Raw genomic sequence first — 15,922 nt, forward strand, 5'->3', positions numbered from 1 at the left:
GCCATGCCCGTGACCGAATCTAGAGTGAACTGGTTCAACTCAAGCGAGGCGACGTGGTGGATGACGACGGCGGCGAGACGGTCACCGATGTCGGCCGGTTACTTCTGCGCTGCGCCGATCGACCCGGATTGGTGGCGGCGGTCAGTGATTTCCTGGCCCGTGCAGGTGCGAACATCGTGTCCCTGGACCAGCATTCCACCGAGCAGTCCGGTGGAACCTTCGTGCAGCGCACGATTTTTCACCTCCCCGGGTTGGCAACCGCCTACGACGAGCTGACACGTGAGTTCGCTGCGCGGGTGGCCGTCCGGTTCGACATGGACTTCGCATTCACCGAGGCGTCGAACCCGAAGCGGGTGGCCATCATGGTGTCCAAGGAGGACCACTGCCTTCTCGACCTGCTGTGGCGCAAACGTCGTGGTGAACTGGACATGTCGGTTGTGATGGTCATCTCCAACCATCCCGACCTGGCCGAACAGACACGCTCTTTCGGGGTGCCGTTCATCCATGTCCCCGCGACCGAAGGTGGACGCGCAGAAGCCGAACAGCGTCAACTCGACCTGATGCGGGACAACGTCGACCTGGTCGTGCTGGCCCGCTACATGCAGATCCTCACTCCCCAGTTCCTCGAGGCAGTCGGATGCCCGTTGATCAACATCCACCACTCCTTCCTGCCGGCGTTCATCGGTGCAGCGCCCTATCGGCGGGCCAGGGAGCGGGGGGTCAAACTGGTCGGCGCGACCGCTCACTATGTCACCGAAACCCTCGACGAAGGACCCATCATCGAGCAGGACGTGGTGCGGGTGAATCACCGCCACGATGTCGGCGATCTCAAACGCCTGGGCGCCGACGTCGAGCGGGCCGTTCTGTCACGGGCGGTCCAGTGGCACTGCGAGGACCGCATCATCAGGCACGGCAACCAGACCATCGTCTTCTGAGCTGAACGTGGCGCTCATCGCGGGCAGGTGACCCCTCGGCCGCGACGCTAGCCCTGCGTTTGCTGCTGGCCACCGGAGGCCACCGCGAGTTTGGTGGGATCGGAGGTCACTTCGTCGATGACGGTGTGGATGAACCGCATCTTCTCGAGGACCGCGGGCGGCAGGACGAACGGATAGAGGTCCCCTCTGCCCATCGATCGATTCACCATGTTCAGCGCCCACGCCAGCGGCAGCCACATCTCGATGATCATGTCGAATCCACTGGGACCCAGCGTTCTACGGTCGAAGGTCGCCCCTGCCGGAGCCATTCCGAAGGCAGCTGCGGTGTCGAGGGTGTCGCGGATGTGCAGGTAGTGGGCGAACGTCTCGGCCCAATCCTCGGCGGGGTGCATCGTCGCGTAGGACGAGACGTAGTTGTTCACCCAGCCCGCAGGCGCACCCTCGCTGTAGTGCCGATCGAGCGCGGCCTGGTAGTCAGCCTCGGGGTCACCGAACAATTCGTGGTAACGCTGCAGGTAGTCGTCTGAGGTACCGATCAACCGGTACTGGTAATAATGCCCGATCTCGTGCCGAAAGTGGCCCAGCAGCGTCCGGTACGGCTCGTCCATGGAGATACGCAACTGCTCGCGGTGGACGTCGTCGCCCTCGGCGAGGTCCAGTGTGATCAAACCGTCCTCGTGGCCGGTGAACACCTTCTCGAACTGGCTCGACAGCAGGTCGAACGCCAGTCCGTACTGCGGGTCCTCGTCACGGCCGACGATCGGCAGCTTCAACTCCTGCAGCTCGGCGATCAGCCTGCGCTTGGCCTTCTCCGCGGCGGCGAACGATGCCAGCGCGACAGTGTCCGCGTCGTTGGGCCGGGTGCGGGTGAGTGCGCACGAGACACAGAGTTGCGCGACCGGACTCCGCTCCACGATCCAATTGCATTTGGCGAGGTGCAGATTCGCGCACAGCCGGTACTGGCTTGCGTCGACGGCCCCCGCATGTTCACTCTCCGCTGGGGGCGCGATGACCAGGAGCGCCATGTCGTCGAGCGAAAAACCAAGAGAGCTACCGCAGTTGAGACAGACCGAATTCTCGAACGACAACCGCTGACCACAGTTCGGACAATTGAAGTCACGCATTGAGCACTCCCCCTTCGTAGGGCGCGACATCGACGGCGACGTTGATGACGCTGCTCTCCGAGTCGGTGTAGATGATGCCACGAAGCGGTGGGACGTCCGCGTAGTCTCGCCCGAAACCGACCGTCACGTACCGCTCGTCGACCATCTGGTCGTTGGTCGGATCCAGCCCCAGCCACAGATTCTGTGGCGTCCACACTGCCGCCCAGGCGTGTGTCGCGTCGATGCCGACCATGCGTTCCTTCCCCGGTGGGGGGTCGGTCGCCAGGTAACCGGAGACATAGCTGGCGGCCAGACCGTTTGCGCGCAGACAGGCGATCGCCAGCCGCGCGAAGTCCTGACATACCCCTTCACGCGCCGCCAAAACCTCGCTGACCTGAGTGGACACCGTCGTCGAACCCGACCGATAGGTGAAGTCGGTGTAGATCCGCGATGTCAGGTCACGCAGCACCTCGATCAGCGCCCGGCCGGGGATGAAGCTCGGGGCCGCGTACGCGCGCAGTTCGTCGGTGATCTCGGGGGGCTGCAGATCGAGGGTGAACTCAGTGGCCAGAGCGCCATCGGTGCCCACCGGACGCGCGATCTCCCAGGGCGCCCGCGCCGACGGACCCTGATAGAGGTCCGGCGGGGGTGAATCCACCTCGACCACCGACCTGCTGGTGATGCTGAGCTTCCGGTGTCGCTCGGTGACGTGGAAGTACGAGCTGAGGTTGCCGTAGGCGTCGCGACTGGTGGAACTGTCGGCGGCCTCCGGCTCGATCACCAACTCGTGGAACAGGCACCGCTGGCGTGCCGAGTCCCGCGGGGTCAGGAAGCCGCGGCCATACGAGCTGGTGACCACATCGGAGTACCGGTAGACGGTTCGATGGGTTACCTCGTAGCACCGGCTCGTGCCGGAGGCGGTGGGTCCATCCGGAAACGCGGTCACGGAACCAGGCGGCGTTCGTCGGGTCCCCACAGCGGCTGCATGCCGCCCGGAAGCGACAGATGGGTCGCGGTGATGACGCCGGAAAGCTCGCGCAGATCCCGGTGGATGCCGGCGAGGAGGCCGTCCAGTTCTGCGCGCCCGCCGTCGGAGGTGACCTCTTCGAGTTCCGCCGGTTCGATGCGACGCAGCCTCATGGCGATCTCGTCGACCATCCGCTCGGTGCGCGACGAACCCGTCGCTCCGGGCAGCGACTTGAGGTTCGTCCGTAGTCGTTCCAGCTGGTAGACCAGTGACCGCGGATTCTCCGCGTCGAACAGCACCAGCTCCGCCACGCCCGCAACACTAACCATGCCCGGATTGCGCCTGCGGTAGATGACCAACGATTCGCACGCCACCAGAGTGGACTCGGTGATGGTCTGCTCGGCGTCGGGCAGCCGCGCCTTCGTCAGGGTGGCCCGCAGCAGCGCCGTCACCGCCTGGCCGCGCTCGATCCGCTTGCCGATGTCCATCATCGTCCAGCCCACGTCGTGGACCATCGATTCGGCGACCACCCCGGAGAGCGCGAGCATCCCGGCGAGGGTGAGGGTGTTCGTCGACGACAGGAACGCGTCGCCCTCGGCCTGCGAATCCGGCGGTGTGTCGGGACCGTGCAGCAGGGCGCGCTCCAAGGCGGACAACACCATCCAGGTGTCGTTGGACATTTGGTCACGAACCGATCGTGCGGCCAGGCTGAGGCGTTCCACGGACTGCGCCAGCGAGCCGGAACGGTTGCGATCGGCCGTCAACGACCACAGCGTGGTCGGGGCGGTGGCCACCATCTCGACGTAGTCACTGCCGGCGCCGGTGTCGGTTCCGGTGATCCTTCCCAGCGCGGTCAGCAGTACCGGGACGCATTCGCTGCCGGCCATCGCACGTCGGTAGCGATACTCGTGATAGCGCTCGCGGGTGACCGTCAGGAGCCGCGCCATGTTCTCGGCACGCTCGGCGTACCGACCGATCCAGAACAGATCGGACAGCACGCGCGGTGAACTGATCTCGTGGGTGGGGCTGGAGGTGACCAACGCGGGCAGCTCAGCGCTGACGTCGACCTCGGGCGGCTCCACCGACGTGGCGGTCAGAATCTTCTCCGCCGTCACGCGTGTCGGCGTACGCACCCAGATATCCTTGGCAGCAAGGGTATTGAGGCGGTACGCCGCGGTTCCCGGGGCCAGCAGATAGCCCAGACCACCGATCATCGGTGCGTAACCGCTGTGCTGGGCCACGGTGAAGAGCCGCATCCCGACGCTCGATGACGACAACCCTCCCGGCCGGTAATCCGAAGGTGCCGAGGAGAACTGGGGCAATTCCTGCCCCACCCACTGCCACGGATCGGACTCGATACGCGCCGCGAGCAGATCACGCTGCGCGGCTGACAGTTCCGGGCCGACGATGGGTTCGCTGCCGCCGACCGGTTTGATCAATAGCGACGCCAGGTTCGCCAACAGATGTGAGCGCTCCACGTCGACACCGCCCCAATACAGCGGCGCGGTCGCCAGTAACGGTGTCTCGTCGAGCAGCAGTTCGGCCAGTTTCGGTAAAAACCGAAGCAGCCCAGGGCTTTCCAGCACTCCACTGCCCAGAGTGTTGACCACCGTCACCGCGCCCCGGCGCAGCACCTCGACCAGGCCCACCACTCCCAGTCGGGAGTCGGCACGCAGGTCGAGCGGGTCGGCGAATTCGGCGTCGACTCGGCGCAGCACGACGTCCACCCGCCTGAGGGTGCCCATCGAGCGCATCCACAGTTTCCCGTCGCGCACCACCAGGTCAGCACTCTCGACCAGCGGCAGACCCAGCACGCCGGCCAGGTAGGCCTGGTCGAACGCCGTCTCCGAGTGGATGCCGGGGCTGAGTACGACGACCACCGGCTCCTCGGCCGATTCCGGAGCGGCGTCGATCAGCGCCAGTCGCAGCGCCTGCGCCCAAGGAGAGGCGGGACGGGGTCCGATCTGCTCGAAGAGGTCGGGAATGGCATGGGCGACCACGCGCCGGTCGGCCAGCGCATAGCCGGCGCCCGAGGGTGCCTGCGTCCAGTCGGCGTTGACGAGGAACTCCCCCGACGCCTCTCGACTGACGTCGCACCCGTGCAGGAACAGCTGGTGGCGGCCCGGCACCTCGATGCCTCGCGCGGCACGCACGTAGCCGGGATGGGCGAACAGCAGCTGCGGCGGGAGCACTCCGCTGGTGATCGAACGGCGTTCGCCGTAGAGGTCGGTCAGCACCGCGTCCAACACCCTGGAGCGTTGCACCAGACCGGCTTCCAGGGTGTCCCAGTCCGTCGCCGAGATCACCAACGGCAGCGCATCGAGCTGCCAGGGCCCCGGCATGGCCGCGCCATCGCCGTTGGTGATCGCATCACCGTTGTGATCGACCTGGATGTAGGTGATCCCGTCGTTGTCGACGAGGCTGCGCACCAGGGCACGCAGGCGGTCCAGGCCCCCGCGGCCACGCTCGCGTGCGCAGTCGGCCAACTCCTGCCAGGCCGGCCGGACTTCTCCTGCCGCATCGACGAATTCGTCGTAGCCGGGTGCTGATCCGTGTCCGGTGGGCTGCACATCGAAGAGCGCCTGCTGGGCTCGCATGGTGCGATACGGCGCCAGCGGGTTGTCGAAGTCGATCGCCCCGACTCCCGGACCTGTTGCGGGAAATGCCATTACTGCAGCACGGTACGCACTCGCCGCAGATCCAGGATCCCCGGCGCGCCCACATCGGTCGACTGGCGTGCCTGCTTCTCCCGCAGGCCTGCCAGGTCCACCTTTCCGGGCGTGAAACCGCTGGCCTCGAACCGGCGACCACGGCGCGATTCGGCCTCGACGGCGTTGACTGGTGGCGCGTCGTAGGACCGTCCCCCCGGATGCGACACGTGGTACGTGCAGCCTCCCCGGGACACCCCCGAGGCGGAGTCGATGAGTTCGAAGTGCAGCGGCCCGTCGACGGTGATCGTCGGGTGCAGCGCGCTGGGCGGTTGCCAGGCGCGGTACCGCACGCCACCGACCTGCACGTCGGGATTGTCGGTGGCCAGCATCGGAATCGGATGCCCATTCACGGTGACGATGTAGCGCTGCCGATCGGCACCGATGAGCCGCACCTGGATCCGCTCCACCGACGAGTCGACGTACCTGGCGGTGCCCCCCGCGGTGGATTCCTCACCCAGCACGTTCCACGGCTCGATCGCGCCGCGAAGCTCGATCTCGACCCCGCTGAAGACCGCGGTCCCGATCCGGGGGAAACGGAATTCGGTGAAGGGGTCCAGCCAGCTGGTGTCGAAGTCGATCCCGTGCGCCCGTAGGTCGGCGGCGACATCGGCGATATCGCTGATAATGAAGTGCGGCAACAGATATCGACCGTGGAGGTTCGCGCCGTGGCGGATCAGCGGGGCCCGAAGTGGTTCGTCCCAGAACCACGCCACCAGCGCGCGCACCAGCAGCGATTGCACCATCGCCATCTGGTAGTGGGGCGGCATCTCGAATCCGCGCAACTCGAGCAGTCCGAGCCGGCCGCGGGCACTGTCGGGGCTGTAGAGCTTGTCGATGCAGAACTCGGCGCGATGGGTGTTGCCGGTGATGTCGGTGAGAAGGTGCCGCAGCGCCCTGTCGACGATCCACGGAGCGGAGCTTGCGGAGCGACCATGATCCGGAGCGGAGCTTGCGGAGCGATCATGATCCGGAGCGGAGCTTGCGGAGCGATCATGTTCCGGAGCGGGCGTCTCCTCGACCTCGGAGAGGCGTGCGATCTCGGCGAAGGCGATCTCGATTTCGTAGACCGAGTCCGGGCGCCCCTCGTCGACGCGGGGCGCCTGGGAGGTGGTGCCGATGAACCGGCCGGCGAACAGGTAGGACAGCGACGGATGTCGCTGCCAGTAGGTCAGCAATGAGACGAGCAGATCCGGACGGCGCAGCAGCGGGGAATCGGCGGGGGTGATACCGCCGAGGGTGATGTGGTTGCCACCGCCGGTCCCGCTGTGGGTGCCGTCCACCTCGAACGACTCGGTGGACAAGCGTGCCTGACGGGCTTGTTCGTAGAGCGTCTCCAACTGCTCACGCTGTTCGGCGAAGCTGGCGGTCGGTGCGACGTTCACCTCGATCACACCGGGATCCGGGGTGACGGACATCGATTGCAGCCGAGCGTCCGCCGGGGGCCCGTAACCCTCGATCACCAGGGGGCAGCCGACCTTGGCTGCGGCGCTCTCGATTCGCGAGATCAGGTCGACGAAGTCGTCCAGTTCCTCGGTCGGCGGCAGGAAGACGTAGAGCAGGCCGTCGCGGATCTCGCCCACCAGCGCGGTGGTGGGCATCGGGTCGTCATCCTCCACCTCTGCGTCGTCGGCGGTGCCGGTCGACAGCGGCGGCCGACTCTGGAGCGGATCGGCGTCGAACGTCACCGGCGGCGGTTCCCAGCTGATCGATTTCAGGGGCAGTCGCAGCCCGGCCGGGGAGTCACCGTCCAACAGCACGATGCGGCCGCGGCGCAATCGCCAGTCCGCACTGGCCCAGCCCGACCCGTCGTCACGGCGATGCAGCGGCAGCACGTAGGCGGCAGGCTCGGCGACCGGCGCCTCCAGACTGGCCAGCAGCGCAGCGCGGCCGCTCGGGCTGTCCGATTCGAGGTCGTCCTCCTCGGCGACCGGATCACCCTCCGGCTGACGCACCGCGGCGGCCAACCTGCTCAGCGGGTCTTCGTACGCGGCGCGGACCTGGCTGGCAGGGAGCCCCAGCCCGTCGGCGATGGCATCGAGGAGTTGGCGGCCGGCGTCGGGGGGAAGCGCGATCGGATCGGGCTTCTCGGGCCACGGATCAGCCAGGAGCGCTTCGTCGGTCCACAGGGGTTCGCCGTCCGTGCGCCAGTGCAGCCCGATCTGCCAGCGCGGCAATGGCTCTCCGGGATACCACTTGCCCTGGTTGCGCTGTACCAACCCCTGCGGCGCCCAGATCTTCTTCAGCCGCGCCGCCAGGGCAGAGGCACGAACCCGCTTGTGCTCGCCATCGGCGTCGGTGGTCCACTCCGGGTCGACCTGGTTGTCGATCGAGACGAAGGTGGGTTCACCCCCGACCGTCAGCCGCACGTCACCGTCGGCCAATCGCTGGTCGACGACGGCGCCGAGCTCGTTGATCTGGGCCCATGATTCCTCGGTGTAGGGCAGCGTGACCCGCGGGTCCTCGTGGATCCGGGTGACGACATTGGTGAATTCCAGCGTCGTCTCACACGGCTCGGTCGCGCCGGTGATCGGCGCCGCGGATTCCGGATGCGGGGTCGCCGACAACGGGATGTGTCCCTCGCCGGCGAACAGCCCTGAGGTGGGGTCCATCCCGATCCACCCGGCGCCCGGGATGTACACCTCGGTCCAGGCGTGCAGATCGGTGAAGTCGGCGACCGGACCCGACGGGCCGTCGAGGGCCTCGACGTCTGAGGTCAGCTGAACCAGATATCCGGAGACGAAGCGCGCCGCCAGGCCAAGCTGCCGCAGGATCGACACCAGCAGCCACGCCGAGTCCCGACAGGATCCGATTCCGGTGCGCAACGTGAAATCCGGTGTCTGCACGCCGGGTTCCATGCGGACGCTGTAGCCGACGTCGGCGTTGACCGCATGGTTGAGCGCGACGAGGAAGTCGATGGTGCGGGTGCCCGGAGGGACCGAGAAGTTCTGCACCCACGCTTCGGCGAGGTCACCCGGACCCGAGCCGCCTCCGCTCTCGTCGACCGGTCTCAGGTAGGGCTTGAGATCCTCGGCCAGCGCCCGTGGGTATTCGAACCCGACACGTTCGGCGTAGTCCTCGATGAAGAAGTCGAAAGGATTGATCACCTTCAGATCGGCGATCAGTCCGACGGTGATCGTCAGGCTTCGGGTGCGCGTCGGGAAGACGAGACGGGCCATGAAGTTGCCGAAGGCGTCCTGCTGCCAGTTGACGAAGTGATCGGCGGGCTCGACCTTCAGCGAGTACGCCTCGATCGGGGTACGCGAGTGTGGCGCCGGCCGCAACCGGACGACGTGCGGAAAGACCTCGACGAGACGGTCGAATGTGTAGCTGGTGCGGTGCTCCAGCGCCACTTTGATACCCATAACGTCAAATCCCATCACACCGGCGACGGCGATGCAGATCGCACTCGCCGTAGCCGGCCCGCCAGGTGGACCCTATCGGGAGCGCGTCACCCTCATTCCGAGTTCTTCCGGCGGCACATCGTGCCCGTCGGCGCAGCGCATGACGACCGCCGCCTCCGCTCCGCAGCCCTCATGAGTCAGCCGCAGCGGCGCCGGGGCGGGCAGGTGTCGCTGACCCCATTCGAACATCGCCCACACCACCGGCATGAAGTCGGTGCCCGCCTGTGTGAGGACGTACTCGTCGCGGCTGCGCTGCCCGGGCTCCTGGTAGGGCCGACGCTGCAGCAGGCCGGCCTCGACGAGGTCGGCCAGGCGGGCGGCTGCCGCGGCCTTGGTGATGCCGACTCGGCGCCAGAAATCGTCGAAGCGGGTGGTGCCGTAGTACGCCTCGCGCAGGATCAACATCGCCGATTTGGCACCCAGCACACCCATCGTCTTCTCGATCGGGCACTGCCCCACGGCCGACCACGAGTCCCGATCGGTCAGTACGCCCTGCAGCATTGTCATGGAATTCACCCTCCCGCTGAGTTGTTGTCACTATACCTAGATGCTATAGCTGAGTATGCAAGGCAATACTCAGCGGTGAGATTCAGGAGGCAGTGATGATCGGATCCACAGGTCGCGACGCGGTGATCGTCGCGGCGGTACGGACACCCATCGGCAAGGGCAAAGCGAACGGAGCACTGCACGACGTGCTGCCCGTAGACCTGCTCGCCCACAGCCTTCGCGAGGTGGTGAACCGCACCGGCATCGATCCCGTTCTGATCGACGACGTGATCGCGGGCGCTGTCACCCAGGTCGGCGATCAGTCGGTCAACATCGCCCGCAACGCCCTGCTCGGCGCGGGGTTCCCCGAGACTGTTCCCGGCACGACCGTCGACCGTCAGTGCGGCAGCAGCCAGCAGGCGATCCACTTCGCCGCGCAGGGCGTCGTCGCCGGCGCCTACGACGTGGTCATCGCCGCCGGCGTCGAGTCGATGTCGCGGGTTCCGATGGGATCGAGCGTGCTCCCGGGAAGCGACCCGTTCGGTGCGATGGCGCAGCGATATCCGGAAGGCCTTGTGCCACAGGGCATCAGCGCTGAGCTGATCGCCGCCAGATGGGGTCTGTCGCGAACCGAACTCGACGAGTTCTCCGCGCGTAGCCACGAGAAGGCCGCGGCCGCCACCAAGGAGGGCCGTTTCGACAACGAGCTGGCGCCGATCGCCGGCCTGAGCACCGACGAGATCATCCGCCCCGGGACCACAGTCGATACGCTCGCGGGGCTCCGGCCTGCGTTCTACAACCCGGCCTACGAGTCACGCTTCCCCCAGATCAATTGGGAGATCACCCCGGGTAACAGCTCGCCGCTGTCCGACGGCAGCGCGGCGGTGATGATCACCACCAGCGAGGTCGCACAGCGCCTGGGCCTGCGGCCACTGGCCCGCATCCACACCACCACCGTGGTCGGGTCCGATCCGCTGTACATGCTGACCGGCGTGATCCCGGCGACCGAGAAGGTACTCGCCAAGGCGGGTCTGACCCTCTCGGACATCGACCTGTTCGAGGTCAACGAGGCGTTCGCCCCGGTGGTGCTGTCGTGGGCACGCGACACCGGCGCGGACCTGGCGAAGACGAATGTCAACGGCGGTGCCATCGCCATCGGTCACCCCCTCGGAGCCAGTGGTGCCCGCATCATGACCACGTTGGTCAACGCGCTCAAGCAGCGCGGTGGCCGCTACGGCCTGCAGACGATGTGTGAGGGCGGCGGAATGGCTAACGCCACCATCATCGAACGGCTCTAAACGACCGCCGAGACTGTATTCCACGCGGCCAAGACCGCCAAAAGCGCACTCGGAATACAGTTTCGGCGAAAGTCCTCAGGCGCGGGTCAGCTCGAACAACGGGATGGCCCGGTCGGTCTTCGCCTGGTAGTCGGCGAACACCGGCGCCACCTCGATCAGCTTGGGGTAGGTGGCGTCGCGCTCGTCGTCGGGCAGCTCGCGCACGTCGACGTCATAGGCCTCGGTGCCGATCTCGATGTGCGCCCGCGGATCGGCCCGGAGGTTGTGCACCCATGCCGGGTCTTTCGGCGCGCCCGCGTAGCTCCCGATGATGAGCATCTTGTCGTCGATGGTGAGGTAGGCCAGCGGCGAGAGCCGGGGCTTGCCGGACTTGGCGCCGGTGGTGTGCAGTAGCAGTAGGGTGCCGCCTTCGAACGGCCCGCCGACCTTGCCGCCGTTGGCACGGAACTCCTCCACGACGCCGCGGTTGAAATCGTCGAGCGCCGCCGTGTCGGCTACCAGCTTGTCTTTGTCGAGTTCGGTCATGCCTTCTCCAACTATTTGTGATCGACGTCTGTTCTACCCATCACTGAATCCAAAACCGAGCTGCGATCTGACGATTCAGTCAATATGATAGGCGACCTGGTCCATTTCGGAGGGGGGCCGTCGCATGCGTGACGCCTTTCCCATCATCGCGCCGCCAGTTCGACGATTCGCACAGACATGAATCGCGCACAATGACATCGCCGTTGCTGGACATCGGTGAACACGTGGTCGGACGACAACCCGAGTTCGCCGAACTCCGCGCAGCCGTTTCGACAGCCGAACGGGACGGTGGCGCATGCGTTTTGCTGAGTGGGGCTCCTGGAGTCGGGAAGTCAGCGCTCATCCAAGCCTTGGGCGGCGAGCTCTCGAAGCGCAACTGCATATTCGCGTATGGCCGATGCCGCGACGGCGCGCCCGCTCCTTACTCGGCCGTCGCAGATGCGCTGGCCTCGACACTCCGCGCGATGAAGGTCACTGCCCCCGCTGAGCGGGAACGCTGGCGAGCGGACCTCTCCGGCGAAACCTCGACACTCGCCGGCGTCCTCGGCGAGCTCGTACCGGAGCTTCGGGAGACCCTAGGCGAGGCATTACCTGTGGCAGACCTCGATGCCGCCGAGACTCGGCGCAGACTGCACCGCGCTGTCATCCGATTTCTAGCCATCACAGCGTCGTACCGGACGGTGGTGTTGGCGATCGACGACCTCCAATGGGCCGATCGGGACTCGATCTCGCTGCTGACCGAACTCTTGACGGTGGCGCCCCGAAATGTCCTGGTCCTCGGGGCCCATCGGGCGGGTGAATTCGACTCGACTGCGAACGGTATCGCCGCCACCAGCATGACGCTCAACCCGTTGACCCGCGGCGACGTGGAGTCCATGCTCGCCGACGTAGTGGGCAGCGCCAGCGAACTGCACGAGGTAGCCAACGAATTCCAGCACCGGACGGGTGGAAATCCCCTACAGATCCAACAGCTGCTCTACCGCGCCCAGCGCGAAGGCGCTCTCATCGCCACGGGCGACGACGGACGCCCGGGATGGGATCTTCGCATCCTCTCCTCGATCGAGGTCTCGGCCACGGAGGCCGAATTCCTCCATCGCTATCTCGGGCAACTACGCCCAGCCGACCGGGCGGTTCTCGGTTCGTTGTCCTGCATCGTCGGCGAGTTCGATCTTGCCGACGCCGCAGCGGCGGCTGCAGAGCCGGCCGATATTGTGGCGCAGACACTTTGGGCCTGCCTGGAACTGCGACTGCTCGATGCCGTCGACAACGGGGGTCGACGAATCGCCAACGCGATCAGCCGTGACGTCCGGTACCGCTTCAGCCACGACCGGGTCGCTGAAGCGGCGCGGTCGGGTCTCCCCGACGATTCGCAGCGGCAGGTCCACCTGCGCATCGGACGACGGCTGGTCGAGTTGGGAGAGGACCGACTGTTCGAGGCGGCTCGGCATGTGGGCATCGGAGGCCGGGTCGCTACCGACGACAACGAACGAGTCCGGTTCGTGGAAGTACTTCGGCGCGCGGCAGCGAAGGCCCGCGCGCAGGCGTCGTTTCCACTGGCACTGGACTTCAGCCTGAGCGCACTGGCGCTCCTCGGTGAGCAGCGCTGGGCCGATCGCTTTCTGCTCGCCCGGAGCCTTCAACTCGACGCCGCCGACGCCGCCCTGCTGGTCGGTGACGTGACCACCCTGCATGCGCTCCTCGACGAGGCCGAAGCAGTGCTGCAGCAGCCGACCGATCGCGCCCGTCTCGCGTACCTGCGCATCAAAGGTCGGGTGGCAGAGAACCGTCTCCGAGAGGCGCTCGAAACGGGGCTGCAGGCGCTCGACGACCTGGGCGAGCCGCTACCGCCTGAAGCCGGCAAGCCGCGCATGGCGAATGCGCTGGTCAGGATGAAGATCTCCACGCGCCGTTGGAGCGCCCAGCAACTGCTGCGCCTCCCTCAGTGTGACGACCTGCTGGTCATCGAGCTTCAGGGCATCCTCGCCGAGCTGCGCAGCTTGTCTTATCTCGTCCGGCCGAACCTCTTCCCCCTGATCGTCCGCAAACAACTCGACCTGACACTGGCCAATGGCCACACCCCCAGCTCTCCGCTGGTCCTTGCCAGCTACGGGCTGCTGCTGGTGATGACCGGTGACCGGGCCGGCAGTCAGCGATTCGGCGAGGTCGGTCTGCTCCTGACCGAACGCAAGGAGTATCTCGAAGCACGGCCGCAGACGCTGTTCATGTACCTGAACTTCATCCGTCACTGGCGTCAGCCGCTCCGCGAAGGCCTGGACCAGCTCCGCGGCGCCGTCACCGACGCACTCGACCGGGGAGATCAGGAGTACGCGGGATTCCTCGCAGCAGTTTTGCTGGCCCAGTCATTCTGGCTCGGCCGCCCACTCGAGGAAATCGACTCCCTCGCTCGATCCCTGGTCCCCGAGATCCGCTCTCAACCTGTCCCCCGCGCACTCTGCGAAGCGGTCCAACAGCTCTGCCTCAATCTGATGGGCCGCAGCGAGGACCCTTTTCTACTCGCCGGAGAAAGCGGCTACGACGAGCGTGACGCGCTGCCGGCGGCCCGTCGCGAAGGCGACGAGGTGGCTCTCAGCTCGGCCGCCACCATGAAGCTCGGCCTGCACTTCTGGTCGGGGGACTACACCGGTGCCGTCAAAGTGGCGGATGAGGCCATCGAGCATGCCGGCGGTATGGCGGGCACCGCGATCCTGCAAGTCATATATCTGACCGACGCCCTGAGCAGAATCAACGCGGCACCGAACGACCGGTCGACCGCCCGGTCCGTACGCCATGCCTTGGCCAAGCACCGCGCGTGGGCCGCGGATGCGCCGGCGAACTACGCCGCACCGTGCGCGCTTATCGAAGGGGCGTGGGCAAGGGCGCGGGGGCACCATCGGAAGGCCGAGCTGCACCTCGACCACGCGATCGAGCTCGCCGAGGAACACCGGCTCCCGCTCATCGCAGCCCTCGCCCACGAAGAGGCCGCCACTCTCTACGCCGCGTCCGGGCGGACCAGCATGCGCGATCACATGCTGCGGCAGGCATATCAACGCTGGTCGAGCGTCGGGGTGGTATTGCGCACGGATCGCCTTGCCCGAGAACATCCCTGGCTACTGAGCCGAGATCTGGTTCAGCAGGGAACGACAGGTATCGACCCCGTCGGTGCGCATCAGCTCTCACGGGCACTGTCGGGAGCACGCACCCAGGAAAGCCTGGCGAACATCATCCTGCGTTCTGTCGCAAACACCACCGGCGCGGACCGCATCCTGCTGCTCAGTACAGCTGAGCAACTCTGGCTCCAAGCCCGTTACCTACACGGCGAAGTTTCGATTGCTGATGGGCCGTGGTCCGAAACCCCCTACGACCGAGACATCGTCCGGCGCGTCATGGACAGCGGCACCCCGTGGGCGGCGATGTCCATCCTCGTTGCGCCAATACGACTGCAAGAAAACACCATCGGGGTCATCTATGCAGAGCGCATCGGGTCAGATCAGCCTTTCACATCCGGTCACGAGGAAGCGGTCACCTTCTTGTGCTCGCAGGCTGCCGCGCCACTGGGAAACTTCCAACTCGAAGCCCGCCTTCAGGCCGCCGACGAGTATCGGCACGCCCTGATCGATGCGCAGTCGAGGTTCGTCCCGAACGAACTACTACGCATCCTCGACCTCGACGACCTTCACCGCGTTCGTGCCGGCCACCGTGTGGAGCGCGAGATGACGGTTCTCATCAGTGACATCCGCGGCTACACAACCATGCTCGAGGACATGAATGTATCGGAGGCCGGCAATCTCGCCATGGGCTTCCTGCGGGCGGTCGAACTTCCGGTCATCAGCTGCAACGGATTCGTCCAGGACGTCCGCGGCGACGAGATCGTCGCCGTGTTCGACTCGGAAGCCGACGCTGTCCGGGCGGGACTGGCCATGCTGCGATCGTTGCGCGAACACAACCGTGAGCGCTCTGCCGCAGGCTCCGAGCAACTACGCGCGGGCATCGGGATCAACACCGGCACGGTGGGAGTCGGCCTCGTCGGCGGGGTGAACCGCATGGTGCTGACGATCATCGGCGATGCGGTGAATCTTGCGGCCCGGATCGAAAGTACCAACAAGCGCTACGGTTCCGCTTTGCTGATCTCCGATGCAACCCGGCTGCGGCTCACGGAATCGGACGAGTTCGATGTCCGCCGGATGGAGCGTGTCATGGTGGTCAACCGACGCCGGCCGGTGACGATCCACGAAGTCTACAACGATGATTCAGATGACCTACGCGCCTCCAAGAGGTCGGCACAGTACGCGTTCGACGAGGCCTTTGCGCTGTTCGACGCCGGAGACATCGACCAGGCACGTGCCGCATTCGAGCGGTGCCGGCTGTTGCTGCCCGATGATCCGGTCGCGCCAATGCATCTCGCACACTGTGACGCGGTGGCGCGTGGAGAGATGACGCCCGGCCAGGAGATTGTTTTACTTCAGAAATAGTTCAGAGTTGCTGCGAAAAACAGGTGG

9 protein-coding genes are annotated in these 15,922 nt (G+C 66.1%); 3 read left to right on the forward strand and 6 right to left on the reverse strand.

Annotation, left to right across the window (positions count from 1 at the left end):
- The first annotated feature begins 56 nt into the window (after positions 1 to 56).
- Positions 57 to 935: a formyltetrahydrofolate deformylase gene (purU, locus tag WA965_RS26215; RefSeq protein ID WP_526448211.1), complete on the forward strand. Its 879-nt coding sequence runs from the start codon at positions 57 to 59 to the stop codon at positions 933 to 935.
- Positions 936 to 982: 47 nt separating this feature from the next.
- Here the strand turns inward: purU and WA965_RS26220 are convergent, their stop codons facing one another.
- The 5 genes from WA965_RS26220 to WA965_RS26240 form a co-directional block, all read right to left on the reverse strand.
- Positions 983 to 2,059, reverse strand: coding sequence for a zinc-binding metallopeptidase family protein (locus WA965_RS26220; protein ID WP_526294286.1), 1,077 nt, complete (start codon positions 2,057 to 2,059; stop codon positions 983 to 985).
- Complete coding sequence (locus WA965_RS26225) at positions 2,052 to 2,984, reverse strand: transglutaminase-like domain-containing protein (protein ID WP_526294285.1); 933 nt, start codon at positions 2,982 to 2,984, stop codon at positions 2,052 to 2,054. The genes WA965_RS26220 and WA965_RS26225 overlap by 8 nt, the downstream gene beginning before the upstream one ends.
- The gene (locus tag WA965_RS26230) at positions 2,981 to 5,674 is read right to left on the reverse strand and encodes a circularly permuted type 2 ATP-grasp protein (protein ID WP_526294284.1); all 2,694 of its coding nucleotides are present in this window, start codon (positions 5,672 to 5,674) and stop codon (positions 2,981 to 2,983) included. The genes WA965_RS26225 and WA965_RS26230 overlap by 4 nt, the downstream gene beginning before the upstream one ends.
- Positions 5,674 to 9,078 (reverse strand): transglutaminase family protein, encoded by a 3,405-nt coding sequence (locus tag WA965_RS26235; RefSeq protein WP_526448212.1) that lies wholly within the window; start codon positions 9,076 to 9,078, stop codon positions 5,674 to 5,676. The genes WA965_RS26230 and WA965_RS26235 overlap by 1 nt, the downstream gene beginning before the upstream one ends.
- 72 nt (positions 9,079 to 9,150) lie before the next feature.
- Positions 9,151 to 9,624, reverse strand: a complete 474-nt coding sequence (locus WA965_RS26240) for a winged helix-turn-helix transcriptional regulator (RefSeq protein ID WP_526294282.1) — start codon at positions 9,622 to 9,624, stop codon at positions 9,151 to 9,153.
- 95 nt (positions 9,625 to 9,719) lie between these two features.
- Between WA965_RS26240 and WA965_RS26245 the strand changes: the two genes are divergently transcribed.
- Positions 9,720 to 10,901 carry a thiolase family protein gene (locus WA965_RS26245; RefSeq protein ID WP_526294281.1) on the forward strand — a complete coding sequence of 394 codons (1,182 nt, stop codon included), beginning with the start codon at positions 9,720 to 9,722 and terminating at the stop codon, positions 10,899 to 10,901.
- A gap of 75 nt (positions 10,902 to 10,976) precedes the next feature.
- Here the strand turns inward: WA965_RS26245 and WA965_RS26250 are convergent, their stop codons facing one another.
- Complete coding sequence (locus tag WA965_RS26250) at positions 10,977 to 11,426, reverse strand: nitroreductase family deazaflavin-dependent oxidoreductase (protein ID WP_526294280.1); 450 nt, start codon at positions 11,424 to 11,426, stop codon at positions 10,977 to 10,979.
- A 191-nt stretch (positions 11,427 to 11,617) separates the two neighbouring features.
- Here WA965_RS26250 and WA965_RS26255 point away from each other — a divergent pair, with 191 nt between their 5' ends.
- The gene (locus WA965_RS26255) at positions 11,618 to 15,895 is read left to right on the forward strand and encodes an AAA family ATPase (RefSeq protein ID WP_526294279.1); all 4,278 of its coding nucleotides are present in this window, start codon (positions 11,618 to 11,620) and stop codon (positions 15,893 to 15,895) included.
- Positions 15,896 to 15,922 lie beyond the last annotated feature (27 nt).

The sequence above is a fragment of the Mycobacterium sp. genome (genome assembly GCF_049683935.1).
Lineage (GTDB): Bacteria > Actinomycetota > Actinomycetes > Mycobacteriales > Mycobacteriaceae > Mycobacterium.